The sequence below is a fragment of the Ferrovum myxofaciens genome, from assembly GCF_013181415.1.
GTDB lineage: Bacteria > Pseudomonadota > Gammaproteobacteria > Burkholderiales > Ferrovaceae > Ferrovum > Ferrovum myxofaciens.
Map to the genome: position 1 here is coordinate 742,817 of NZ_CP053676.1, position 24,076 is coordinate 766,892.

General features: G+C 57.5%; 22 protein-coding genes and 1 pseudogene. 6 read left to right on the plus strand and 17 right to left on the minus strand.

Features of this window, described 5'->3' with window-relative positions:
- Positions 1-31: 31 nt before the first annotated feature.
- The 10 genes from HO274_RS03620 to purM all read right to left on the minus strand — a co-directional run bounded on the left by HO274_RS03620 (position 32) and on the right by purM (position 10,833).
- Positions 32-1,297, minus strand: coding sequence for a sulfate adenylyltransferase subunit 1 (locus tag HO274_RS03620; RefSeq protein ID WP_062188189.1), 1,266 nt, complete (start codon positions 1,295-1,297; stop codon positions 32-34).
- A 25-nt stretch (positions 1,298-1,322) separates the two neighbouring features.
- Complete coding sequence (gene cysD / locus HO274_RS03625) at positions 1,323-2,279, minus strand: sulfate adenylyltransferase subunit CysD (protein WP_035416915.1); 957 nt, start codon at positions 2,277-2,279, stop codon at positions 1,323-1,325.
- Between the two features lie 20 nt (positions 2,280-2,299).
- Entirely contained in the window at positions 2,300-2,995 is a 696-nt protein-coding gene (locus HO274_RS03630) for a phosphoadenylyl-sulfate reductase (RefSeq protein WP_273121574.1), read from the minus strand.
- Position 2,996: 1 nt separating this feature from the next.
- Positions 2,997-3,494: a DUF934 domain-containing protein gene (locus HO274_RS03635; protein WP_035416907.1), complete on the minus strand. Its 498-nt coding sequence runs from the start codon at positions 3,492-3,494 to the stop codon at positions 2,997-2,999.
- A complete protein-coding gene (locus HO274_RS03640) occupies positions 3,487-5,163 on the minus strand; it encodes a nitrite/sulfite reductase (RefSeq protein ID WP_031595192.1) in 1,677 nt (558 codons plus the stop codon). Before HO274_RS03640 ends, HO274_RS03635 begins: the two co-directional genes overlap by 8 nt.
- Positions 5,164-5,271: 108 nt before the next feature.
- A complete protein-coding gene (locus HO274_RS03645; RefSeq protein WP_031595190.1) occupies positions 5,272-6,456 on the minus strand; it encodes a DesA family fatty acid desaturase in 1,185 nt (394 codons plus the stop codon).
- A 56-nt stretch (positions 6,457-6,512) separates the two neighbouring features.
- The gene (locus tag HO274_RS03650; protein WP_031595189.1) at positions 6,513-7,766 is read right to left on the minus strand and encodes a mechanosensitive ion channel family protein; all 1,254 of its coding nucleotides are present in this window, start codon (positions 7,764-7,766) and stop codon (positions 6,513-6,515) included.
- A 3-nt stretch (positions 7,767-7,769) separates the two neighbouring features.
- Entirely contained in the window at positions 7,770-9,113 is a 1,344-nt protein-coding gene (locus tag HO274_RS03655) for an RsmB/NOP family class I SAM-dependent RNA methyltransferase (protein ID WP_273121577.1), read from the minus strand.
- A complete protein-coding gene (gene purN, locus HO274_RS03660) occupies positions 9,110-9,763 on the minus strand; it encodes a phosphoribosylglycinamide formyltransferase (protein WP_051861768.1) in 654 nt (217 codons plus the stop codon). Before purN ends, HO274_RS03655 begins: the two co-directional genes overlap by 4 nt.
- Positions 9,764-9,768: 5 nt before the next feature.
- Positions 9,769-10,833 carry a phosphoribosylformylglycinamidine cyclo-ligase gene (gene purM, locus HO274_RS03665; protein ID WP_273121578.1) on the minus strand — a complete coding sequence of 355 codons (1,065 nt, stop codon included), beginning with the start codon at positions 10,831-10,833 and terminating at the stop codon, positions 9,769-9,771.
- A 112-nt stretch (positions 10,834-10,945) separates the two neighbouring features.
- Between purM and HO274_RS03670 the strand changes: the two genes are divergently transcribed.
- Genes HO274_RS03670 through panC form a run of 6 tightly spaced genes read left to right on the plus strand, consistent with a single transcriptional unit; the run spans position 10,946 to position 15,994 of the window.
- Positions 10,946-12,001, plus strand: coding sequence for an AI-2E family transporter (locus HO274_RS03670; RefSeq protein ID WP_051861765.1), 1,056 nt, complete (start codon positions 10,946-10,948; stop codon positions 11,999-12,001).
- Positions 12,001-12,654: an HdaA/DnaA family protein gene (locus HO274_RS03675; protein WP_031595184.1), complete on the plus strand. Its 654-nt coding sequence runs from the start codon at positions 12,001-12,003 to the stop codon at positions 12,652-12,654. The genes HO274_RS03670 and HO274_RS03675 overlap by 1 nt, the downstream gene beginning before the upstream one ends.
- On the plus strand, positions 12,635-13,333 hold the full coding sequence (locus HO274_RS03680) for a histidinol-phosphatase (protein ID WP_200874294.1): 699 nt from the start codon (positions 12,635-12,637) through the stop codon (positions 13,331-13,333). Before HO274_RS03675 ends, HO274_RS03680 begins: the two co-directional genes overlap by 20 nt.
- A 1-nt stretch (position 13,334) precedes the next feature.
- Positions 13,335-14,642 (plus strand): polynucleotide adenylyltransferase PcnB, encoded by a 1,308-nt coding sequence (pcnB, locus tag HO274_RS03685; protein ID WP_031595182.1) that lies wholly within the window; start codon positions 13,335-13,337, stop codon positions 14,640-14,642.
- Positions 14,639-15,154: a 2-amino-4-hydroxy-6-hydroxymethyldihydropteridine diphosphokinase gene (gene folK / locus HO274_RS03690; protein ID WP_051861763.1), complete on the plus strand. Its 516-nt coding sequence runs from the start codon at positions 14,639-14,641 to the stop codon at positions 15,152-15,154. Before pcnB ends, folK begins: the two co-directional genes overlap by 4 nt.
- Positions 15,155-15,172: 18 nt before the next feature.
- Entirely contained in the window at positions 15,173-15,994 is an 822-nt protein-coding gene (panC, locus tag HO274_RS03695) for a pantoate--beta-alanine ligase (RefSeq protein WP_062188200.1), read from the plus strand.
- On the opposite strand, the gene alaS is transcribed toward panC, so the two are convergent.
- From alaS to clpS, 7 genes and pseudogenes are all read right to left on the minus strand, one after another.
- Positions 15,986-18,592 (minus strand): alanine--tRNA ligase, encoded by a 2,607-nt coding sequence (gene alaS / locus HO274_RS03700; protein ID WP_031595179.1) that lies wholly within the window; start codon positions 18,590-18,592, stop codon positions 15,986-15,988. The two genes, panC and alaS, sit on opposite strands and share 9 nt — an antisense overlap.
- A gap of 64 nt (positions 18,593-18,656) precedes the next feature.
- Complete coding sequence (atpC, locus tag HO274_RS03705; protein ID WP_062188199.1) at positions 18,657-19,097, minus strand: ATP synthase F1 subunit epsilon; 441 nt, start codon at positions 19,095-19,097, stop codon at positions 18,657-18,659.
- The gene (gene atpG, locus HO274_RS03710; protein WP_031595176.1) at positions 19,094-19,969 is read right to left on the minus strand and encodes an ATP synthase F1 subunit gamma; all 876 of its coding nucleotides are present in this window, start codon (positions 19,967-19,969) and stop codon (positions 19,094-19,096) included. Before atpG ends, atpC begins: the two co-directional genes overlap by 4 nt.
- A 10-nt stretch (positions 19,970-19,979) precedes the next feature.
- Positions 19,980-21,053 (minus strand): acetate/propionate family kinase, encoded by a 1,074-nt coding sequence (locus HO274_RS03715; protein ID WP_035416905.1) that lies wholly within the window; start codon positions 21,051-21,053, stop codon positions 19,980-19,982.
- A 110-nt stretch (positions 21,054-21,163) separates the two neighbouring features.
- Positions 21,164-21,373 (minus strand): annotated as a pseudogene (locus tag HO274_RS03720) (phosphoketolase family protein); the annotation flags it as partial.
- A 67-nt stretch (positions 21,374-21,440) separates the two neighbouring features.
- Positions 21,441-23,714 (minus strand): ATP-dependent Clp protease ATP-binding subunit ClpA, encoded by a 2,274-nt coding sequence (gene clpA / locus HO274_RS03725; RefSeq protein ID WP_031595171.1) that lies wholly within the window; start codon positions 23,712-23,714, stop codon positions 21,441-21,443.
- Positions 23,711-24,019, minus strand: a complete 309-nt coding sequence (gene clpS, locus HO274_RS03730; RefSeq protein WP_031595169.1) for an ATP-dependent Clp protease adapter ClpS — start codon at positions 24,017-24,019, stop codon at positions 23,711-23,713. The genes clpA and clpS overlap by 4 nt, the downstream gene beginning before the upstream one ends.
- Positions 24,020-24,076 lie beyond the last annotated feature (57 nt).

Genomic DNA, 24,076 nt, shown 5'->3' on the forward strand with positions numbered 1-24,076 from the left:
ATTCAAGCCCTGCTGTGCGCAGGAAGCCCCCTTAAACGATCATGCCCGCCGCTACCGTGTCATGGGTCAACGCATCGATGAGGATGAAACTGCCCGTCGTGCGATTGTCTTCATAACGGTCGAAAGCCAGGGGCTGTTGAACCTTGAACCCCATACGCACCAGGTCGTTCATGCCTACCTGTGCCGGAGAGGGAATCAATTGAGAGGTCTGAATATCCAGACGAGCGCTGAGGGTGTCTATCTTGCCTTGTATGCAACGGGTGGTTTGCTGGATCAAAAGACGGCGTGCCGGATCGTAAGGTGTCTGGGAAAACCAGCACACCAGGGCTTCGAAGTTTTTATCGATTTTGGGGGGATGCGCAACACTGGCAATCATATCCCCGCGCGACATGTCGATCTGATCGGCCAGCACCAGGGTAACCGACTGCCCTGCCCGCGCCTGGGAAATTCGTCCTCCATAGGTCTCGATGGCAGAAATACGACTCCTTCGACCTGCAGGCAGAAGAATGACCTCATCTCCCACCGCCACCGTGCCACTTTCCACCCGTCCCTGCGCACCGCGACGTTCTTCACCATTTTCTTCAGAAAGTCTCGCAACTAACTGAATTGGAAACCTGAAACTTGAGTTCAAAGCCTCTTCGTCCAGCGCCACCGTCTCCAGCAATTCAAGCAATGTTGGACCGGTATACCAAGGCATGCACTCCCCATGGAGCACTACGCCATCGCCATTCAAGGCACTCAAGGGGATGAAAACGATATCCCGAAAAGCCAGAGGTTCTGCAAAAGTCAGAAACTCCTGCTTTACCCGTTCAAAAGCCTCTTGTCCATACGCCACCAGATCCATCTTGTTGACGGCAATCACCACCTTGCGAATCCCCAGCAAGCGTACGATCTGTGCATGCCGACGGGTTTGTTCCACCACGCCCTTGCGTGCATCCAGCAATAGAATCGCCAAATCCGCCGTGCTTGCCCCCGTCACCATGTTGCGCGTGTACTGGGCATGACCTGGGGTATCTGCAATGATGAAACGGCGCACTGGCGTACTGAAGTAGCGATACGCCACATCGATGGTAATCCCTTGCTCTCGCTCGGCCTGCAGTCCATCGGTAAGCAGGGATAAATCCACTTGGGACTGACCGCGGCGCGTGGAAGTAGCTTCGATGGCGGCCCATTGATCCGCCAGTACAGACCGGCTGTCGAGTAACAAACGTCCGATCAGGGTACTTTTTCCATCATCCACAGAACCGCAGGTGATGAACCGCAAAATCTCTTGACAGTTCTTCAGTTTATTTTCCATATCACGGATTCCAAATATTTTTTCTTCAGAAATAACCTTGTTTCTTACGCAGTTCCATGGAGGCTTCGGAGGTTTGATCGTCGGTACGAGTCGCACCTCGTTCGGTCAGGGTACTGGTGGCTGTCTCGCGCAAGATGTCCGCCAGGGTCCGGGCCTCGGAAGGGACTGGACAGGTGCAGGTCATATCCCCCACCGTACGAAAACGTACCCAGCGCTCTTCCACCTGTTCTCCCGCTCTGGGAGGTGTCAGGGGGGTGACGGGAATCCACTGATCCCCGCGCGCCACGACTTCCCGGCGATGGGCAAAGTAGAGGGAGGGCAGATCCAATCCTTCGCGGGCAATGTACTCCCAGACATCGGCCTCGGTCCAGTTGCTGATGGGAAAAACCCGCATGTTTTCGCCGGGGTGGACATGGGCATTGTAAAGGTCCCATAACTCGGGCCGCTGGTTTTTTGGGTCCCAGCCCCCGAATTCATCGCGAAAGGAAAAAATTCTTTCCTTGGCACGGGCCTTTTCCTCATCCCGACGGGCTCCACCCAGACAGGCATCGAATCCGAACTCATGAATGGCATCCACTAACGTCACTGCCTGCAAGGCATTTCGGCTGTCTGACTCGAGACGAACCCGGGCGCGGCCCTGACGAATGGACTCTTCCACCGAGCGTACGATCAGGTTCACCCCCAGATCTTTGACCACTTGATCGCGAAACTCGATGACCTCCGGAAAATTATGCCCGGTATCCACATGCATCAGTGGAAAAGGAAGGCGCTGTGGGTAAAAAGCCTTCCGTGCCAAATGCAGGACCACCATGGAATCCTTGCCGCCCGAGAAGAGCAGGACCGGGCGGGTGCATTGGGCTACCACTTCACGCAGGATGTGAATGGCTTCCGACTCCAGTCGGTCGAGATGATCCCAGGGAGCCCAGGCGCCAGCGCCGGACGAGGTGAGGGAAGTGAGTGTCGCTGCTTGGGTTGACTTCATGGAACCGCTTTCTCCTTTCATCATTCCTGGGTTGCCGTTTCTGAGACCACATGTAATCCACATTCCTTGCTGTGGGAAGATTCCCACCACCAGCGTCCGGCCCGTTCATCCTCCCCCGACTGGATCGCGCGCGTACAGGGAGCACAACCGATGCTGGCATACTGCTGGTCATGCAATGCGTTGTAGGGTACCCGGTATTCTTTCACTACTGCCCAGACCTCTTCCTGACTCCAGTCCAGCAAGGGACTGTATTTCATCAATCCATGGCCTTCGTCCCGGATTTCAGCGACGAGATCGCTGCGGGTGGGGGACTGATCTCGCCTCAACCCGGTGATCCAGCCCTGCTGCCCAGACAGGGCCCGTGCCAAGGGCTTCACTTTACGCGCGCCGCAACAGGCACGACGCGCTGCCAGGCTATGATAAAACCCGTTGACGCCCTGTTCCTTGACCAATTCTTCCACATCCTCCTGGGCAGGCCAGAACACTTCGATACGCCGTCCATAATGCTCGAAAATCCGGTCCAACAAGCGATAGGTCGGCTCGGGCAAACGCCCCGTATCCAGGGTAAAAATTCGGATTGGCAAATTTTTGCGACAGATCAGGTCGGTGATCACCATGTCCTCGGCCCCCAGACTGCTGGCCAAGGACAGGACTGGCGTGCGCAACAACCACGCACGCAAATTTTGTTCCAACTGATCGATTCGAGAAATTGACATGTCAACCTCCAGAACCGTGGGACAACCGCCGCCGAAACAAGGGCTCCGGTCGTTCCACCGAGATTTGATAGGCTTCGCTGAACAGTCCCAGACCGCGCAGAAGATTGGCGGGCGTTTCTCCCGGCCGGGGTAAAAATCCGTTGAAGCCGCAGCGTTCCAGGTCATTGACCGTATCCTGGAACACGTCGCCCACCGCCCGAATCTCGCCTTGATAGCCATAGACCTCGCGCAATAAACGTCCCAGACTATGTCCCCGCCCATCGGTAAAACTGCCAATATGGATGGCAATCAGGGCCACTTCCGCCAGATGGGGGCGCAAAGCCTCCGGGTCCTGGTCGGTCTCCACCCACAACCCGACCCGTCCTTCTCTGGCCTGTGCCCGTACTTCCTGCCATTCCTCGAGACGATACAGCCGATCCCCCCCTTCCTCACTCTGATCCGGACTGAACCGGACCCAGGTATCCGGCACAATATGGCGATTCACCACGACTTCACGCACAGGCCACCTCCTGGTTGGGTGCATAGACTGCATCACGGAAAGGGACAATCCCCACTCTTTCCACCGTATCCGTAAATTTTTCCGCGGGGTTCAGCCGCAATTTCAGGTACACCTCAAGCATGGCCTGGAGAGCATCGGGTACTTCTTCCGGGGTGAGTGAAGGGCCGATGACCTTGCCCAGACGTGCCGGTGCCTGCGCCCCACCAATGGAAATCTGATAATACTCACGCCCATGCTTGTCCACGCCCAGAATACCGATATGGCCCACATGGTGGTGTCCGCAGGAATTCATGCATCCTGAAATATTGAGATCCAGAAGACCAAGGGCACGCACCCAGACGGCATCGGAAAACCTGTCCTGCAGCGCCTTGGCCAGTGGCAGAGAGCGGGCATTGGCCAAGGCACAGTAATCTCCCCCAGGGCACGCGATGATGTTGGTGAGCAACCCCGCATTGGGAGTCGCCAGTCCCCAGGGGCACAAGGCATCATACAGTGCCGGCAAGTCGCTCAGAGCCACATCGGGCAAGATCAGGTTCTGCTCATGACTAACCCGGATTTCACCAAAACCAAAGCGCTCTGACCAGTCTGAAATCACGTCCATCTGGTCCGCAGTGGCATCGCCTGGAGGCTGATCCGGGCTTTTCAGGGACAGAGTGACATTGGTATATCCTGGCACTTTGTGCGGATGAAGATTCTGTCGAAACCAGGTGGAAAAGTCCGTGTCCTGATGCAGGCGCGCAGCCAGCGCAGCCGGAATCCCGGCGGGGAGAGACCGGTAAGCCGGTTTCTTGAGACGCGCTTCGATCCGTGCCACTTCCTCATCCACCAAAGTGGCAGGACCCTCCTTCCAGTGCTGCCATTCCGTTTCCACTTCCCGCTGAAAACGCTCCACGGTCATGGCTTTGACGAGAATTTTGATCCGCGCCTTGTATTTATTGTCCCGTCGCCCATAGCGGTTGTACACGCGCAGGATAGCATCGAGATAAGTCAATAGATGTCGGGCCGGCAAGAACTCCCGGATGATCTCGCCCACCATGGGGGTCCGTCCCAATCCGCCGCCCACCTGCACCCGATACCCCAGACCCTGTGCTGCATCCTGCACCGCCTGCAACCCGATGTCATGAACCCCCGTGGCCGCACGGTCTTCGCGCGCCCCATTGACGGCAATCTTGAACTTGCGCGGCAAGAAGGCAAACTCCGGATGCCCGGTGGACCATTGACGAATCAACTCGCAAGTAACCCGCGGATCGACTAATTCATCCGCTGCCACCCCGGCAAAATGGTCGGTGGTGGTATTGCGCACACAATTGCCGCTGGTTTGCGTGGCATGCATCTGAACTTCGGCCAACGCAGCCAGAATATCGGGAACTTCAGGCAATTTGACCCAGTTGTACTGAATATTTTGACGGGTAGTGAAATGGCCCACGCCCCGGTCATGGGTGCGTGCGATCCAGGCCAGACGCCTTAACTGGGAAGCACTCAGCACACCATAGGGAATGGCCACGCGTAACATGGGTGCATGCCGCTGAATATACAACCCATTCTGAAGACGGAAGGGACGAAAATCATCTTCAGACAACTCTCCTGCCAAAAAGCGCCGGGTCTGATCCCTAAAACGGGCCACCCGTTCCTCCACCAGACGCTGGTCGATTTCATCATATTGGTACATGATCGTCTTCTTCTCCACTTCATCGGAATGAAGACCATTCTAACGAGCGTTCTTTATTCAAACAAAGAATATAAAGTTGGACTGTTATAACTAATATCAATAATCTACTCAGGCATAGGCCCGCAAGGTCCGCGAAAATCGCATTAATTCCTGAATTCCGCTGGCCTCGGCACGCTGACACCAATCGCGCAGTTGCTCCAGCAACTGTTCGGCGCTGGCATTGGTGCGCGTCCATAACTGTTCCAACTCGCGGCGCATTTGAACCACCGTGCCCACCGGGTGACTGATTTCCATCACTTGAGCCAACGTATGGCGTTCGGCCTTGGGCAGTTCATGATCTGGATGGTGCAACCAACGGCCAATCATGGCGGTGACCTCACGCCGGGAGAGGGAAGGCAATTTGGCGGATTCTCCGAGATGGTGAAATTCCTGAGCACAGGTTGTAGCCAGTTCCCGGGTATAACGCCTCATGACGTCATAACGGTTACGGATGATGGCGTTGAGAGTTGCCAGATCACACTCGCGCTTGGCTTGATCAAATTGCACCTGGGGAGCCACCGACTTGACACGAGCCTGTCCCAGGCCTTGCAGAACGCGAATATACATCCAGCCGATGTCGAATTCATACCAACGGTGAGAAAGTTTGGCTGAGGTCGCAAAAGTATGATGATTATTGTGCAACTCTTCGCCACCAATCAATATTCCCCAGGGGAAAATATTGGTACTGGCATCCTTGCAATTGAAATTTCGGTATCCCCAGAAATGCCCCACCCCATTCACCACACCCGCCGCCCAGAAGGGAATCCACACCATCTGGACCAACCAGATCAATAGCCCCGGTACCAGACCAAACAACGCCATGTTCACCAGCGCCATGAGGGTTACGCCCAAACGTTCATGGGCCGCGTAAAGGTGTTTTTCCAGCCAGTCATTGGGGGTGCCGTGCCCAAAACGCACCATGGTTTCCGCATTGCGGCTTTCCTTGACATAGAGGAACACCCCGCCCCACAGTACCCGCGACAATCCCAATACCTGGGGACTGTGGGGATCTTCCGGAGTTTCGCATTTGGCATGATGTTTGCGGTGAATAGCCGCCCATTGCTGGGTCACCATGCCCGTGGTCAACCACAGCCAGAAACGAAAAAAATGACTGGCGGCACGGCCCAATTCTAGGGCACGGTGGGCCTGGTGGCGATGCAGAAAAATGGTGACGCTGGCAATGGTGATATGGGTCAACACCAAGGCAACGATCACATCGCCCACCCAGGACAGGGCCAAAATACCGGAATAAATCATGTACACTCCTCCAAAGAGGGAAAAATTGCAGGCAAAACGCCCATTATAACAGGTCAGGGCAAGACTGCCTGCGCCCCGTCTCTGAGGGGGACCTTGATCCCTGCCGTACGTAATCCCTGACAAATTTCCTGCATCAGAGCAGAGCGCAACCCCGAATCACTCTTTCCAGGGTCCGGTATCCAGTAATACAGGGTCACTTCAAACCCATGCCCCGTCATCTTGCCCACCACCGCACCGGGCGCCGGGTCCGTCAGGATACGACCTTGACGGCGGGCGACTCCTTCCATCAAGGTCTGTACCATGACCAAATCCGCTTCATAGAACACTTCGATGGTCAGGCCATGGCAGACTCCCACCCCCATGCGCGAATGGTTGATGATGGTCTGGGTCAAAAAGGTTTCATTAGGCACGATGAACGCCGTCCCATCCGTACCCGACAGGGTGATACAACGTGCATCCAGACGAATCACCGTGCCCTGCCGTCCTTCCACGGTAATCACATCGCCCATGCGCACGGATCGATCCATGAGCAGAATGAATCCGCTCACGTAGTTACTCGCCACCTTTTGCAGGGCAAGTCCCAGTCCTACGCCCAGGGCACCGCCCAGCACCGACAAAAAAGTGGCATTGATCCCCACTAGGGGAAAAGCCAGCAATACCGCAAAAAAGAACAGGAAACCACGGGTCAATTTGGTCACGATGACGCGCACATGGGGATCCAGGGATTCAGCTCGGCCCAGGCGTCGTTCCAGCCAGGAACCCAGCCACAAGGCCCCCACCCCCAACAAACTGATAGCCAGGGTTCCCTGCAATAACTGCCAGAGTGAAACCCGGGTACCGCCCATGGTGAAGTCTACTTCCCCCAACCATGCACGCACCGGGTTGAGGAACCCGGTGACATGCAGAGCAAAGACTACCCATACCAGGCGCAGAAATAGGGTCTGAACAAAAACCAGCCGTTTGGACCCCACACCGTAGTGCAGGACATACACGCCCATGCGCGCCACAGTCAAAGCCAGAGCCAAGGCCAGCACCATATGCAACAAGGGGGCTGGACGTCCCTGACCGAAATGGTGACGCAACAGCATCAGGGTCACAGCGCTGCTTCCTGCGAACAAAATCCCCTTGAGACGGCTTAGTTTTTCGACTTCCGTCTGATGAGCCAGGCGTTTCCCCAGGAGCAGGGCAGCTCCAAACCCCACCGCAAGAGCCGCACCCAGCACAGGTACTTGCCAGATATGCCGATATTGGGTCAGCGACTGAAAAAACTCGATCAAATCAGCAAAAGGATCCCCTGCCGGTTCCATCCATTACCCCTGACGCTGCCAGAGAGCCGCAAAAAAACCGTCCGTTCCATGACGCTGGGGCCAGAGTTGTAACCAGGGATCCTCCAGATCGGGCACGATGATCCCTTGCTCTGCCAAGACCTGAGAAGCTGCCAACGGAACGAATTCGGGGTGCCGTGCACTGAATTCCTGGGCCTGGATCTGGTTCTCTGCAGGCAAAAGACTGCAGGTGGCATAGACCAGGCGCCCGCCAGGTTTGACCAACTGAGCTGCGGCTTCCAGAATATGGCGCTGCTTGTCGAGCAACGCCGGCAATCCCTCAGGGGTCTGACGCAATTTCAGATCCGGATTACGGCGCAAGGTCCCCATTCCGCTGCAGGGGGCATCCACCAGCACCCGATCGATCTTGCCGGTGAGACGTCGAACCCGGTCATCAGTTTCACGAGCAATCACCACCGGCATGAGATTGGAAACACCCGAACGTTTGAGCCGTGGCTTGAGTTGTTCGAGACGGCGTGCGGCCACATCGAAGGCATAAAGGCGTCCCTGATTATGCATCAGAGCCGCCAGATGCAGTGCCTTGCCTCCCGAACCGGCACAAAAATCCACCACCATGTCACGGCGACGCGGGGCCACCAAAGCAGCCAGCAGTTGACTGCCTTCATCCTGAATCTCTACCCAGCCTTCCGTGAACAAGGGTAATCGATTCAGCAGGGGACGTCCCTGCACCCGCACCCCCCAGGGGGACAAAGGCGTCGCCTCGGCAGCGATCCCCGCAGCCGTCAATGCCGCCAACACAGCCGGTCGCTCCGCCTTGAGCAGATTGACGCGCAAATCCAGGGGCGCCGATTTTTGCAGCGCCCATCCAAGTGCCTGCCACTCGCCTTCCGGCAGAACTTCCTGCACCGCACTCACGACCCATTCAGGCAGATGGGCCCGCACCGAGGGGGTATCGGGCAAACGTTGCGCCGCCAATGCCGCCAACCAGTCCCGTTCCTCATCTCCCCGGCACAATCCCTGCAATTCCCGGGTGCTCAGTCCATTGACCCGTTGCAAACTGGCCAGCACCAGTCGACGGGGAGCCGTGGGCGGAGCCAGAACCGTGATGGATTCCCAATGGCGCAACAACGCGTAAAAATGCTCCGTGACCCAAGCCCGATCCCGCCCACCCAATTGGGACTGATCGCGAAAAAAATCATGGAGCACCCGATCCGCCGGACGGGTTCCCGCCAACAAGATGCGCAGCACTTCCACCAGAGCCTCGAAGAGAGGAATTCTTACCCCACCGTTTTCCACCTCTTCCTTCGGTTTCAGCGATGAGGGAGAGGGACGGGTTGACCCACGCAGGGGAGAACGATTTTTTGTCATTGAGAGTCTCCAGCCCAGAGCAGGCGTAAATTTTGTTCTTGTGAATCATCGCGCCACCGGACCTGGCCGTTCGCCTCCAAAACCCAGCGACTTTCCACCCAGGCCCGCAATACATGGGGGAACAACCGGTGTTCCATGGACAATACCCGTGCCGCCAAACTTGCTTCGTCATCCCCTGCCCATACGGGCACCACCCCTTGGGCCACGATGGGTCCGCGATCCAGTTCTGACGTGACGAAATGAACGGTACACCCATGCACCGCCACTCCCTCCGCAAGGGCCCGACGATGGGTATGCAATCCCGGAAAAGCAGGCAACAAAGAGGGATGGATGTTGAGCAGACGTCCCTGATAGTGGGTCACGAATTCCGGCGTCAAAATACGCATGAAACCTGCCAGCACCACCAGATCAGGCGCAAAGCCATCAATGGCCTGCTGCAGTGCTCGATCAAAGTCTGTTCGCTCGGCATAAGCCTCGGCGGAGATGACCCGGGTGGGGATACCCCATTCCTGAGCCAGCCCCAATCCTGCCGCATCCGCCTTATGGCTGATGACGGCCACCACCTGCAGCGGTAGTCGAGCCTCCAGCAAAGCGCCCAGATTGGATCCCCGCCCGGAGATCAGAACGACGATCCGGCGCTGGGCATTCATGGTCTTCACTCGACCCAGGTCGCTGGTGCTGCCTCGGGACGCGGCACGATCTCGCCGATGGACCAGGCTTCCCAACCCCGTGCTTGAAAATGTTCCAGCACGGTTTTTTCGTCCTGAGAGGCCACCACCAAGGCCAACCCCACCCCACAGTTGAATACCCGCAACATTTCTTCCTCGGTCACGTCACCGCTACGTTGCAGCCACTCGAACAGCGGAGTGCGGGGCCAGCGCGCGCGCTCCAGGCGAGCAGCCAGTCCTGCGGGGATCACCCGTGGCAGATTGTCCACCAGTCCACCCCCGGTAATGTGGGCCATACCCTTGAGAGTCACTTGTTTCATAAGGGCCAGAACAGGTTTGACATAGAGGCGGGTGGGGGTCATCAATACATCGGCCAGCGTGGCGGCGCCATAGGTCCCACCGGGAAAAGGCGCCTTCAGATCTGCCCCGCTCCGGGAAACGATTTTGCGGATCAGGGAAAACCCGTTGGAATGGGCCCCACTTGAAGCCACTCCGATGACGCAATCTCCCGCCTGCAGAGTGGAACCATCGATCAAGGCAGATTTTTCCGCCACGCCCACGGCAAATCCCGCCAAATCATATTCCCCCGCCGGATAGGAATCGGGCATCTCTGCGGTTTCTCCCCCGATCAGGGCACAGCCGGCTTCCTCGCAACCGCGCGCAATCCCTTCGATCACGGTGGCGGCCTGTTCCACATCAAGCCGACCACAGGCAAAGTAATCCAGAAAAAACAGGGGTTCTGCCCCCTGCACGAGGATATCGTTGACGCTCATGGCCACCAAATCGACGCCCACCTCTTCATGGCGGTTCAACTCGAAGGCCAGTCGCAATTTGGTACCCACGCCATCGGTGCCCGAAACCAGAACCGGTTCCTTGTAACGCTGGCCAATTTCCACCAAAGCCGCGAAACCACCGATTCCACTCACCACCTCCGGGCGCAGGGTACGTCGGGCAAAGGGCTTGATGCGTTCCACCAAGGCATCACCTGCATCGATATCCACACCGGCACTCTGATAGGATAGTCCGGCATTGAATGGATTGGAAACAGTCACAAAAATTCTCCAAAGTAGGATCGGATACATTCCAGAAGGATGCCGACCTGTTAAAATCACCCAATCACAGACCGATCTTCCGAATTATTTTTACTTGCAGATTTTAACTCAAATGCCCCTGTCACGCCCCAGGTTCACTCAACGCCCTGAAATTTGGCTTGCCCTGCTGGCGCTGGGTGCGCTGATCTACACTCTGGCCGATATTTTGGCGCCCTTCGTGGCGGGCCTCCTGCTGGCCTATCTCGGACACCCCCTGGTCCGACGTCTGAGCACCTCCTGGTTTCCTCGCCCCTTGGCGGCCCTGGTGGTCGTTGGCAGTTTTCTGGGACTGGGATTGGGATTTCTGGTTTTGCTTTTTCCGCTCCTGGCCCGTGATCTCCTGCAACTGATCGCGCGCCTGCCCAACACGACGGATGCCTGGCAAGCCGCCCTCATCCCTTATCTACCCAGGAACCTCGGTGTCGACTGGAATACCAGTTTGAGTACCTGGCGCGAACTACTGCAACAACACCTGGGATCGATCAGTGATGCACTCCAGAACTTGCTCCTGTCTGCCCGCCACGGCGGATCGGTGCTGATTCATCTGTTCCTGACCCTGTTGTTGATTCCCGTCGTCACCTTCTACCTGCTCAAGGACTGGGACCGTCTGATTCAGGCTCTGGCTCAAAAACTGCCCCCGCGCAGTGCCGACCCCCTGCGCCAACTGGCCCATGAAATCGATGTCGTACTGGGCCAGTTCCTGCGTGGACAGATCCTGGTCATGACCTGCATGGCGACCTTCTATGGCCTGGGCCTGCATTTCACGGGACTGTCCTCGGGACTGGCTTTGGGCATCACCGCCGGATTGCTGGTTTTTATTCCCTATGTGGGCGTCTTCATCGGGTTTGTCCTGGCAATTCTCACGGCTCTGATTCAGGACCCTTCCCTGCTGCTTCCCGTCTGCGGTGTATTTGCCGCTGGCCACGTACTGGAGGGATCCTTCATCACACCCCGCCTGGTGGGGGAGCGTATCGGATTACACCCTGTCATGGTCATCCTGGCCTTGCTGTCCTTTGGCCAACTGCTGGGTTTTTTCGGCATCGTTATCGCTCTGCCCGCCTCGGCCGTTGCCCGCATCTTGTTGGGACATCTCCACCTGACCTGGTGGTCAAAAGAGACTGACGCCTGATGCGCCAACAGATCCTTGACCTGACACCCGATCCGCGTCCGTGCCTGGACGATTTTGTCAGAGGCAGTAACGGGGAAGTGGTGAGCGCCTTGCAACGCTGGCAACAGGGCGAAGGAGAACGTCAGATCTATCTCTGGGGAGATTCGGGCACAGGAAAAACCCATCTCCTGCGCGCTCTGGTACGTCCTGAAGAATTCGTGCGCACCACCCCGGATACCCGTTTCGAACCCGATCAAAACCCACACCTGGCCATAGATGACGTGCATCTTTTGGGTTCGGAAGGTGCTCTGGACCTGTTTCATCGGTATAATGAGCGCCGAGATCAAGGATTGGGGCTGCTGGTTAGCGGTTCCTGCCCTCCGGCTCACCTGCCCCTTTTTCCCGACCTGAGAACCCGTCTGGCCTGGGGATTGGTGTTAAGGGTTTCCCCATTGAACGATGAAGAAAAAATTACAGCCCTGCATACCCACGCCCAATCTCTGGGACTTACGCTTCCCCCGGCGGTCGCCCAGTACCTGCTGACCCATTGTCCGCGCCGCAATGACTATCTTTTTTCGCTCATGAAAGAATTTCATCACTGGACCCTGGCCACCCACCGTGCCACCATTACCTTGCCGATGGTGCGCGAAATCCTTGGAACCCCTCACTCTTGAACCGACCTTCATGCGCCTTGCCCTCTTTGATCTAGACCACACCCTGCTGTCCGGTGACAGCGATTTTGAATGGGGCCAATTTCTGGCCGCCCAGGGGGTATTCGACTCCGTTCACCATGCAGCCGAAAACCAGGCCTTTTATGACGACTACAAGGAAGGAAAGCTGGATATCGATGCCTTCCTGGCCTTCCAGTTGGAACCTCTGGCCCGCTTTTCCCGCGCTCAACTGGATCAGTGGCACCGTTGCTTCATGACGGAACGTATCCTCCCGCTGGTTAGCCCGGCAGCGCTCGAACGCGTCCGGGCGGAAAAAGCACGGGCCCAGTTGGTGGCCATCGTCACCGCCACCAATCGTTTCGTCACGGGTCCCATTGCCTCCCTGTTCGGAATCGAACATCTGATTGCCACCGAGCCTGCTCAGAATGAAGTCGGTGAATTCACCGGTAAAGTGCAGGGGATACCCAGTTTTCGGGAAGGCAAAATCACGCGCGTGGATGAATGGTTGGCCAACTTGGGGCACCGCTGGCAGGACTTTACGGAAACCGCCTTCTACAGCGACTCCCAGAATGACCTCCCCTTGCTGGAACGGGCCAGCGAACCCGTGGTTGTGAATCCCGACCCCGTTCTTTCTGACCTGGCCCAACAACGGGGCTGGCCTGTCTACTATTGGAAATCCTGACATGATCCGGCGTTTTCTGAACAAGGTCTTTGGCCAAAAACCTCACCGCCATAGTGCAAAATTGCACGCGCTCACCGCTTCCCAGCACTCCTTGCGCCCCCAGGCCATCAGCCCCTGCGCCCTGCGCGTGATCAAAACCCTCCAGGAAAACGGTTTTCAGGCCTATGTGGTGGGCGGTGCCGTACGTGACCTGCTCCTGCAGAAATCCCCCAAGGATTTCGACGTCGCCACCAATGCCACGCCCGAACAGATCCGACGCCTGATCCGCCGCTCGCGCATTATTGGACGACGTTTCCAGATCATCCATGTCCCCTGCCACGATGAAATCGTTGAAGTCACCACCTTTCGGGGTCATGCACCCCATGACCATCATTCCCAGACCGATGAGCATGGTCGTCTGACCCGGGATAACGTCTTTGGTAGTCTGGAAGAGGATGCCACCCGTCGTGACTTTACGGCCAATGCGTTGTTCTATGATCCGGTCCACAATACCTTGCTGGATTATTTCTCTGGAACGAAGGACATTGCCGCCCGCCGCCTGGTCATGATCGGCGACCCCGTCCTCCGATTTCGCGAAGATCCGGTACGCCTGCTGCGCGCCATCCGCTTCAGCGCGAAGTTGGGGTTTACCCTGGATGCAGCCCTGATCGCTCCTCTGCGGGAATTGGGCAATCTGTTGGCCCCCATCCCCGAATCCCGTCTGTTTGACGAATTACTCAAGTTGCTCTTGTCTGGACAGGCACGGTCCTGTCTGGAATTGCTCCACCAATTCGGGTTGCATACCCACCTTTTGCCCCATCTCGATAGCCTGTGGACCAACCCGGACCATGTGCACTTCATCACCCTTGCCCTGGATAATACCGATGGACGGTTACAGGATAAAAAACCGGTTTCTCCGGGCTTTCTCCTGGCCGCCCTGTTCTGGCCTTCGGTACAGATCCTCTGGCAGACCCGCCAGGCTCAGGGAGAACCCCTTTATCCTGCCCTGTTTGGAGCCATGGAAGCGGTTCTCGATGAACAGCGCAAGACCTTGCCCATCCCACACCGTTTCGATGGCACTATGAAGGAAATTTGGGGCCTGCAACCCCGTTTTGAACAACGCAGCGGTCAACGGCCTTCCCGCCTGCTGGAACACCCTCGTTTCCGGGCAGGGTACGATTTTCTGCTGCTACGGGCGGCCAGTGGCAACACAACTCCCGAGTTGGGCGTTTGGTGGACGACCTTCCTGGAAGCCGACCCTGACACCCGCCCTTCTCTCCTGGTACAGGAGACCCGTAAACCACGGTCCCGTCGTCGTCGTTCCCCATGAACCCAGCCGCTCTTTCTGCCCAGCACCTCGAACCCATCACCGCTTACATCGGTGTGGGCAGCAATCTGGCTGACCCGGTCCACCAGGTTACCTCGGCACTCAACCATCTGGAGGCTTTCCCGGAAACTCGCCTGGTTGCCCATTCACACCTGTACCGAAGCCCTCCCTTTGGTCATCTGGATCAACCGGATTTCATCAATGCCGTTGCACACATTGAAACGACTCTCGACCCTGAAGCATTGCTGGCTGAATTATTGAGTCTGGAACAGGCCCATGGACGGGTGCGTCTGTTTGCCAACGGGCCGCGCACCCTGGATCTGGATATCCTGATGTATGGGACGGAGTGTCGTCAGAATGCGCGCCTGACCCTCCCTCATCCACGCCTCGCTCAACGTTCCTTCGTACTCCTGCCATGGCTCGACGTGGCCCCGGAAACCCTCATGGTTCCCGGACAGGGAACCATTGCCAAGTTGCTGGCCAACTGTCCCGGCCCTCTGGCCTTGCCCCTGTGAACCACCCCTGAACTTTCCATGGATATTCTGCATACTCTCAGCGCTCTGCGTCACCGTCTCGCCCAGGAATCCACGGTTGCACTGGTACCCACCATGGGGTACCTCCATGACGGCCATATGGATCTGGTCCATCGTGCCCAACTCCACGCCCCCTGTGTAGTGACCAGCATTTTTGTCAACCCCCTGCAGTTCGGTCCGCAGGAAGATTTCTCCCGCTATCCGCGTTCCCTGGCGGAAGACTGCGCCCGTTTGAAACAGGCGGGGTGCTCTGTGGTCTTTGCTCCCTCGGAAAACGAGATGTATCCCGAACCTCAAAGTGTCACCGTGGACCCTTCCCCACTTCAGAACGAACTGGAAGGAGCCTTCCGTCCCGGACATTTTCGGGGCGTGGCCACCGTGGTCCTGAAACTGTTCCATATGGTTCAGCCTCAAGTGGCCATCTTTGGCAAAAAGGATTATCAGCAAACCCTGATTCTGCGCACCATGGTGCGTCAACTGGCTCTACCCGTCACGCTCCTGGCGGCGGAAACGGTACGGGCTCCCGATGGTCTGGCGCTCAGTTCGCGCAACCGTTATCTGAGCCAGGCAGAACGGCAGCGCGCGCCCGAACTCTACCAGGCCCTCGAGGCCGTGGCCGAAGCCTTGAAACAGGGAAAAACGCCGCAAGAAAGTCTGAAACGGGGCCAACTCGACTCCACCTGCTGGTCGACGGATTATATGGCCGTACGCCGTGCCCAGGACCTGAGCGAACCCTCCCCCGCGGATCGTTCTCTGGTGGTGTTGGGTGCCGCCCGTCTGGGGGGCACTCGCCTCATCGACAACCTTGAGGTATTACTCTGAGAGCCCCTGCAGACGGGCGCTGACCCAGGGAAGAACCGAAGCCAGGGCCACCGACAATGCCTCAGGTCGGGTCCCGCCGGCCTGGGCCAGGTCGGGACGTCCGCCTCCCTTCCCACCCACCTGCTGGGCAAGGTAGCTGACCAGTTCCCCAGCCTTCACCCGTGCAATCAGATCGGGAGTCACCCCCACCAGCACCGCCACTCGTCCTTCCTGCACCGTCGCCAGGGCAATCACTGCGGAATCGGCTTGCCCCTTGAGGGCATCCCAGGCTTCGCGAAGCCCTTTAGCATCGGTGTCGGGCAAGGAGGTAGCCAAAACCCGCACCCCCGCCACAACCTTCGCCTGATCGAGCAGGGCCACCCCGGCCCGAGCTGCAAATTGTGCCTTCAAACGGGACAACTCCCGTTCCCGCCCCTGCCCTTGCTCCAGCAACTGCTGGAGACGTTTGGGGGCTTCCTGGGGCGTGGCATGGAGTCGTTGAGCGAGATCGTACAGTTGGCGCTGTTCCTGTTGAGTCCAGATCAGGGCGGCTGCGCCCGTCACACCCTCCACCCGCCGGGTCCCTGCCGCCACGCCGGACTGGGCCACCAGGCGAAATAATCCGATATCCCCCGTCCGGATGACGTGGGTTCCCCCACACAGTTCGGTGGAAAATGCGCCCATGCCAATGACCCGCACCTCGGCGCCATATTTCTCGCCAAACAGTGCCATGGCCCCCTGCCGCAGAGCCTCATCATAGTTCATGGTCCGAATGGAAACCGGCACATTCCGTCGTATCTCGTCGTTAACCAGCGTTTCCACCGCCTGCATCTGTTCTGCGCTCAAAGATTCACCATGGGAAAAGTCGAATCGGGTGCGTTGGGCATCCACCAGCGAGCCTCGCTGAGCCACATGACTGCCCAACACCGCACGCAAGGCAGCATGCAGCAGATGGGTGGCCGAATGGTTGAGAGCAGCCTGCTGGCGCGCGGTTTCGTCGACCCGTCCCAGCACAGGAGCACCCACGGTGAAGGCCCCCTCGAGCATGCGACCCTGATGACCAAAAACCTGGGCCTGGATTTTTTGAGTGTCGACCACTGCAAAACAACCGGTCTCTCCCTCCAACTGCCCCCGATCTCCCACCTGGCCCCCGGATTCAGCATAGAACGGGGTACGATCAAGTACCACGGTCCCTTCCTGACCCGCCTCCAGTCGTGGCACCGGAGTTCCTTCGTGATAGAGGGCCTGCACCACGCTCGATTCCTGAAGCGTGTCATAGCCCACAAATGTCGTCACGGCTCCGTCATAATCCACGCCACTGTGTGCCGTAAAGCGGGAGGCCGCGCGGGCCCGTTCACGTTGTTGCGTCATGGCCCGTTCAAAGCCTTCCCTATCCAGCGTTGCACCCCGTTCACGTGCAATGTCTGCAGTCAGGTCCACGGGGAACCCATAGGTGTCCGCCAAACGAAAGATCACCTCACCAGAGAGATGTTCGGCGTTTAGACGCAGGGCCTCATCCAGCACCGCCAACCCATGCTCGAGGGTTTCGGCGAAACGTTCCTCTTCCTGCAGCAGCACGGCCTTCACCCGCTCTTGTGCCGCCACCAGTTCGGGATAGGCTTCTCCCATCACCGCCACTAAATCCTCCACCAAACGGTAGAAGAAGGGTTGTTTCTGCCCCAGTCGATAACCATGGCGAATAGCCCGCCGAATGATGCGGCGCAGCACATAACCTCGTCCCTCATTGCCCGGAACGATGCCATCCACCACCAGAAAAGCACAGGCCCGAATATGATCAGCGATGACACGCAAGGACTGGCTGGTAGGGTCCGGTGCCCCTGTATGACGCTGGGCCGCCGCAATCAGGTCACGAAACAGATCGATTTCATAGTTGCTGTGCACGCCCTGCAAAATCGCCGCAATCCGTTCCAGCCCCATTCCCGTATCCACCGAAGGACGGGGCAAGGGATGCAACACTCCCTGTTCATCGCGATTGAACTGCATGAACACCAGATTCCAGATTTCGATGTACCGATCGCCATCGGCCTCGGCGGATCCTGGAGGCCCCCCCGCCACATCAGGACCATGGTCATAAAAAATCTCGCTACAGGGGCCACAGGGGCCGGTATCCCCCATCTGCCAGAAGTTGTCCGCCGTGTTAATGCGGGTAAAACGGGCCGGATCCACGCCAATCTCATCGAGCCAGATCCCGGCGGCTTCTTCATCGTCATGGTAAACCGTCACCCACAACCGCTCCTTGGGCAACCCCAGTTCCTCTGTCAAAAATTGCCAGGCATAGCCGATGGCGGCGCGCTTGAAATAGTCGCCAAAACTGAAATTTCCCAACATCTCGAAAAAGGTATGATGGCGGGCCGTATACCCCACATTCTCCAGGTCGTTGTGCTTACCCCCGGCGCGCACGCTGCGTTGACTACTGGTGGCGCGGGTGTAGGGGCGCTGCTCCTTGCCGAGAAAGACGTCTTTGAACTGGACCATGCCCGAGTTGGTGAAGAGCAGGGTCGGGTCATGGGCGGGCACCAGGGAACTGGAAGGCACGATGGTATGCCCGTGCCGGGCAAAGAACTGCAGAAAACGCGTACGCAGGGCGGAAGATTTCATGATCCGTTTCGACTGAAGGTAAAAGGTTGAACAGAAACCCGGATTTTACCTGATTTTTCTGTCATCACCGCCCACTTCCACGGATTCTCCTGCTGCGCAGGGGATGTTGCCCACTCTGCAAGCCATTCAGGGCCTTGTAGAGGGCCGCTTCCATTTGCGCATATTCGAGGGCCGATACCCGTGCCCGCAGCAGGTTCTCCCGGCCCTGCTGCTTCTCCTGGTCTTCCCGCCCCGGTTCTTCCCGCGCTGCCAGGACGAAATCCAGCAGGATGGTCACCCGTTTCGGCTGTACCTCCACCGCACCACCAGAAACATAAAAATGTTCCTCGGCCACGGGATCTCCCTGATCCACCCGCACCCATCCCGGGCGCAATTCCGCCATGAGCGGAGCATGGCCCGGCAGAATGCCCAAATCGCCCTGTTCCCCCGGGACCACCACAAAGGAAGCCTGCCCCGAAAAAACCAATCGTTCCAGACTGACAATATCCACCTGGAATAACTTCATCCCACTCCCCCCGTGGCTGTCGCCCCCGAGGTGATCTCGACCAACTCACGGGTGATTTGTTCCTGACGAGAACGGTGGTAGAGATGCTGAAGGTCTTCCATGGCTTCCTGGGCATTGTCACTGGCTGCCTTCATGGCCATCATCCGTGCACCCTGCTCGGAGGCCATGTTCTCCGCCACCGCCAGCCAGATCAAGGTTTCCAGGTAGCGGCGCAGCATACGATCCACCACCGTAGCGGAATCCGGTTCATACAGGTAATCCCAAGGTTCCGTGGGCGCACCCAGTCGCTCGCCCGAGAGCGGCAACAAGACTTCTACCACGGGGCGCTGAACCAGTACGTTGACGAAATGCGAATAGGCCAGAAATACACCATCGATCCGACCTTCCCGAAATTCCTTCAGGACCACGTCCACAGGGCCGACCAACCTTTCCATCTCGGGCGTGTCTCCCAGTCCCACCACCTGCGCGACCACCGGCAAACCCAGACGGCCCATGAAACTCAGCCCCTGATTTCCGATCACACATACTTCCAGTGCTACCCCGCTCCGACTCCATTCCCTCAAATGCTCTCCCAATTGACGGAACAAACGGGTATTCAAACCACCACACATGCCCCGGTCGGTGGTCACCAGAATCAGTCCCACTCGTTTCATGGGCAGGCGCTGGTCCAGATAGGGTGAGTGGTATTCGAGGCGAGCATGGTGCATATGTGCAGCAATGACACGCACTTTCTCGCCAAAGGGACGGGCTGCCTCCATGCGCATCATGATCTTGCCAATCTTGCTGCGTGCCACCATTTCCATGGCCCGCGTCAACTTCTGCAAATTTCGTACGGTCCCGATCTTGCTCCTAATTTCCTGGAGATTGCCCATGGGCTCTGCCTCAAAGCCGGGGCAGAAAGAGTGGCGTCGCCACCTCACGCATCAGGTCTTCCTCGTCGGCGGGAATGATCAGGACGGGACGACTCTGCGCCGTGGAAATGAAACGCGCATTTTCCTGGTTGGCTTCCTCGTCCAGTGCAAACCCGAGAAAAGACAAGGCCTGTACAATGAGCGATCGAACTTCCCCGGCATGCTCTCCTATCCCACCGGTAAAAACCAGCGCATCCAGACCGCCCAGCAGGGTGGCCATGCTGCCCACGCTCTGCGCCACCCGCCGGCAAAAAAATTCCACGGCAAAACGAGCCTCTTCCCGTCCATCTGCCAACAAGGTTTTCATGTCGGAACTGATTCCTTCAGATAAGGCCCATAAACCCATTTCATGGTAAACCACCTGGGTCAATTCGTCCCACGTCAACTCCAGTCCCAATGCCAGGATGACCCCAGGGTCCAGATCTCCGCTGCGTGTTCCCATCACCAATCCCCCTGCCGGACTGTACCCCATGGTGGTTTCAACGGACGTCAGGTGATGCAGAAGACAGGCGCTGGCGCCTTGTCCGAGATGCAACCCCATGATTCTTCCCTGGGCTCGTTGCCAACCCAGAACCTCGGGCAGGCGCCGCGCCAGGTGAGCATAACTCAAGCCATGAAAACCAAATTTGCGCAGATGGAAACGGGAAGGAATGGGCAAACGCATGGCCAGGGCAGGCAAGGTGGCATGAAATGCCGTATCAAAGCAGGCGATCTGGGGTACAGAAAAATGAGCCGTGCAGAGGTCCACGCCCCTCAGGTTGGCGGGCAGATGAAGCGGCGCCAGGGGCACTAATGTCTCGAGACGACTTCGCTCCACCCCATCGATCACCCTTGCCATCTCTGTGATGGCCCCCCCATGCACCAGTCGATGAACCACGCCATCCAGACGCTGGCCCTCCAGATCCTTCAGCAGAGATTGCAACGGACCTTCATGATCCGTGGTTCCGGAAAAATGCCAGTGACGAACCCCTTCCCCCCCCTGAAACAGGGAGGCACGCAAGGAAGAGGAACCGCTATTGAGAACCAGAAGGGTTAGTGGGGACACCGCTATTCCTGAATTTCCGCTTGATCTTCACCAAACTCGCACACATAGGCTCGATGGGTCGTCAGCCGATCCACCATCTGTTGCCACAAGAGCGCACCCCGCTCCACCGGAATGGCCCGATTCATGTGAACGTAGATGAAATTGAGTCCGGGCGTCGTTCCCCAGTGCCCCAGCAGACGGGGTTTGACGTCCTCCAGCGTGAGCGGACGTTCAAGCAGGGGATTATCCTTCAGATAGATCTGCCCCACAGACAGATAGTTGGCTGCCCTCCACCACCCATCCATGCGTACGAGTTCTTCAGCATCAACAAACGAGTCCATAAGCCTCCCCACTGGAATTGGTGAAACCATTATAGAGGCCGAACCCCAGAAGAATGCAAGTTTTATGTCAATGTACGCTTTCCGCCAGGTTTTCTTCGAACTCGAGATGAATCTTGTCTTCCTCGGTCAGATCTACCACTACTTTCCCTCCCTGCGCCAGACGCCCGAACAGCAATTCATCCGCCAAGGCACGCCGGATCGTGTCCTGTATCAAGCGAGCCATGGGACGCGCGCCCATCAGGGGATCGAAGCCCTGACGGGCCAAATAGGCCCGCAAGCGATCGGTGAAGGTGGCTTCCACACGTTTTTCATGCAATTGGGACTCGAGTTGCATGAGGAACTTGTCCACCACCCGCAGAATGATCTCGCTGTCCAGGGCCGCAAAGGAAATCCGTGCATCCAGACGATTGCGAAATTCGGGAGAAAACAGGCGCTTGATTTCCTTTTCTTCCTCTCCCTGATTTCCCTGGGTTTGTGCACTCATGAAACCGATGCTGGCATGGGTCAAGGCCTCGGCCCCCGCATTGGTGGTCATGATCAGGATGGTATTCCGAAAATCCGCCTTGCGCCCGTTATTGTCCGTCAAAGTTCCGTGGTCCATCACCTGAAGCAGTATGTTGGTGATGGAGGGATGCGCTTTTTCAATTTCGTCCAGCAACAAGACCGAATACGGGGTTTTAGTGATGGCCTCCGTCAGCAACCCGCCCTGATCGAATCCCACATACCCCGGTGGCGCGCCAATGAGACGGGAGACGGCATGGGGCTCCATGTATTCAGACATGTCGAAACGGATCAGTTCCACCTTCAGAACATAGGCCAGTTGACGAGCCACCTCCGTCTTGCCCACCCCCGTCGGTCCGGAAAACAGAAAGGAACCCACGGGTTTTTGGGGATTCCCCAACCCGCTGCGCGACATTTTGATGGCAGCACTCAAGGCATCGATGGCCCGATCCTGGCCAAAGACCACCGCTTTCAGGTCACGGTCCAACGTCTTGAGCGCAGTGCGGTCGGAGTGGGTGATATTGTGCACGGGAATACGGGCAATCTTGGCGACGATATCCTCGATTTCCGTTTTGCCGATCCACTTGCGTTGCCGGGACTTGGGCAGAATTCGTTGCGCTGCCCCCGCTTCGTCGATCACATCGATGGCCTTGTCCGGTAAATGGCGATCGTTGATAAAACGGGCCGCCAGTTCCGCCGCACTGGTAATGGCCGCTTCAGTGTAGCGAACCCCATGGTGGATCTCGAAACGGGACTTCAACCCGCGCAGGATCTGCACCGTATCTTCCACGGAAGGCTCATTCACATCCACCTTCTGGAACCGTCGGGCCAGGGCATGATCCTTCTCGAAAACGCCGCGAAACTCCGTGTAGGTCGTCGCCCCGATACAGCGCAGACTGCCCTTCGAAAGAGCAGGTTTCAGCAAGTTGGAAGCATCCAGAGTACCCCCTGAAGAGGCACCAGCGCCAATCAGCGTATGTATCTCGTCGACAAACAGGATACTGTACGGGTCCTCCTGCAACTTTCTGAGCACCGCTTTGAGACGCTGTTCAAAATCCCCCCGGTATTTGGTCCCCGCCAGCAGAGACCCCATATCAAGACTGTAAACCGTAGAGGACTTGAGAATTTCCGGTACTTCCCCACTCACGATGCGCGATGCCAGTCCTTCGGCGATGGCTGTTTTACCCACCCCCGCTTCTCCCACCAGCAGGGGATTGTTCTTGCGGCGGCGACACAAAATCTGAACGACCCGTTCCACTTCCCGATCTCGCCCAATGAGGGGGTCGATTTTTCCCGCGACCACTTGCGCATTGAGATCCACGGTGAAACTTTGTAATTCCCGCCCAGCGCCCGTTTCATTCTCCCCCTCGGCAGTTGCATCTTCTTTCTGGTGGGAGGCGGAATTTTTCACCTTGCTCACGCCGTGAATCATGAAGTTCACCATGTCCAGACGGGTAATACCCTGCTGATTGAGGAAAAACACGGCATGAGAATCCTTTTCCCCACAGATAGCCACCAGCACGTTGGCACCGGTCACTTCCTTTTTTCCTGAGGATTGAACATGCAGAATGGCGCGCTGAATAACCCGCTGAAAACCCAGCGTGGGCTGGGTATCCACCGTTCCGGTTCCCTCTGTCTGGGGATTGTTTTCCTGGATGAACGTGCTCAACTTTTCGCGTAGCCCCCCCACATCAGCGCCACAGGCCTGCAACACCTCCAAGGCGGCGGTATTTTCCGTCAGAGACAATAACAAGTGCTCCACCGTAATGAATTCGTGGCGCTTCTGACGCGCGTCCACGAAGGCCATATGCAGACTGACTTCCAGTTCTTGGGCAATCATGATCCCCGTTCCTCCATGATACATTGCAAAGGGTGTTGTGCCGCTCGTGCCAGGGTGACGACGCGCGCCACCCGCGTTGCTGCAATATCCCGTGGATAAGTGCCACAGAGTCCACGACCCTCCGTGTGAACCTGCAACATGACTCGTACTGCCGCCTCCTGCTCCAGACCGAATACCCGCCCGAGAACGTCCACCACAAATTCCATGGGGGTATAATCATCATTCAGCAACAGGACATCAAAGAGCGGCGGCGGGTTCACCCGGATCTCTTTTCTTTCCAGCACGGTTGTCAATTCCCGATTCATCCTGCTCCTCTCTCACCCAAGTCCACCATGAGGAAACTCGACGCTTTTCCGCCCCCT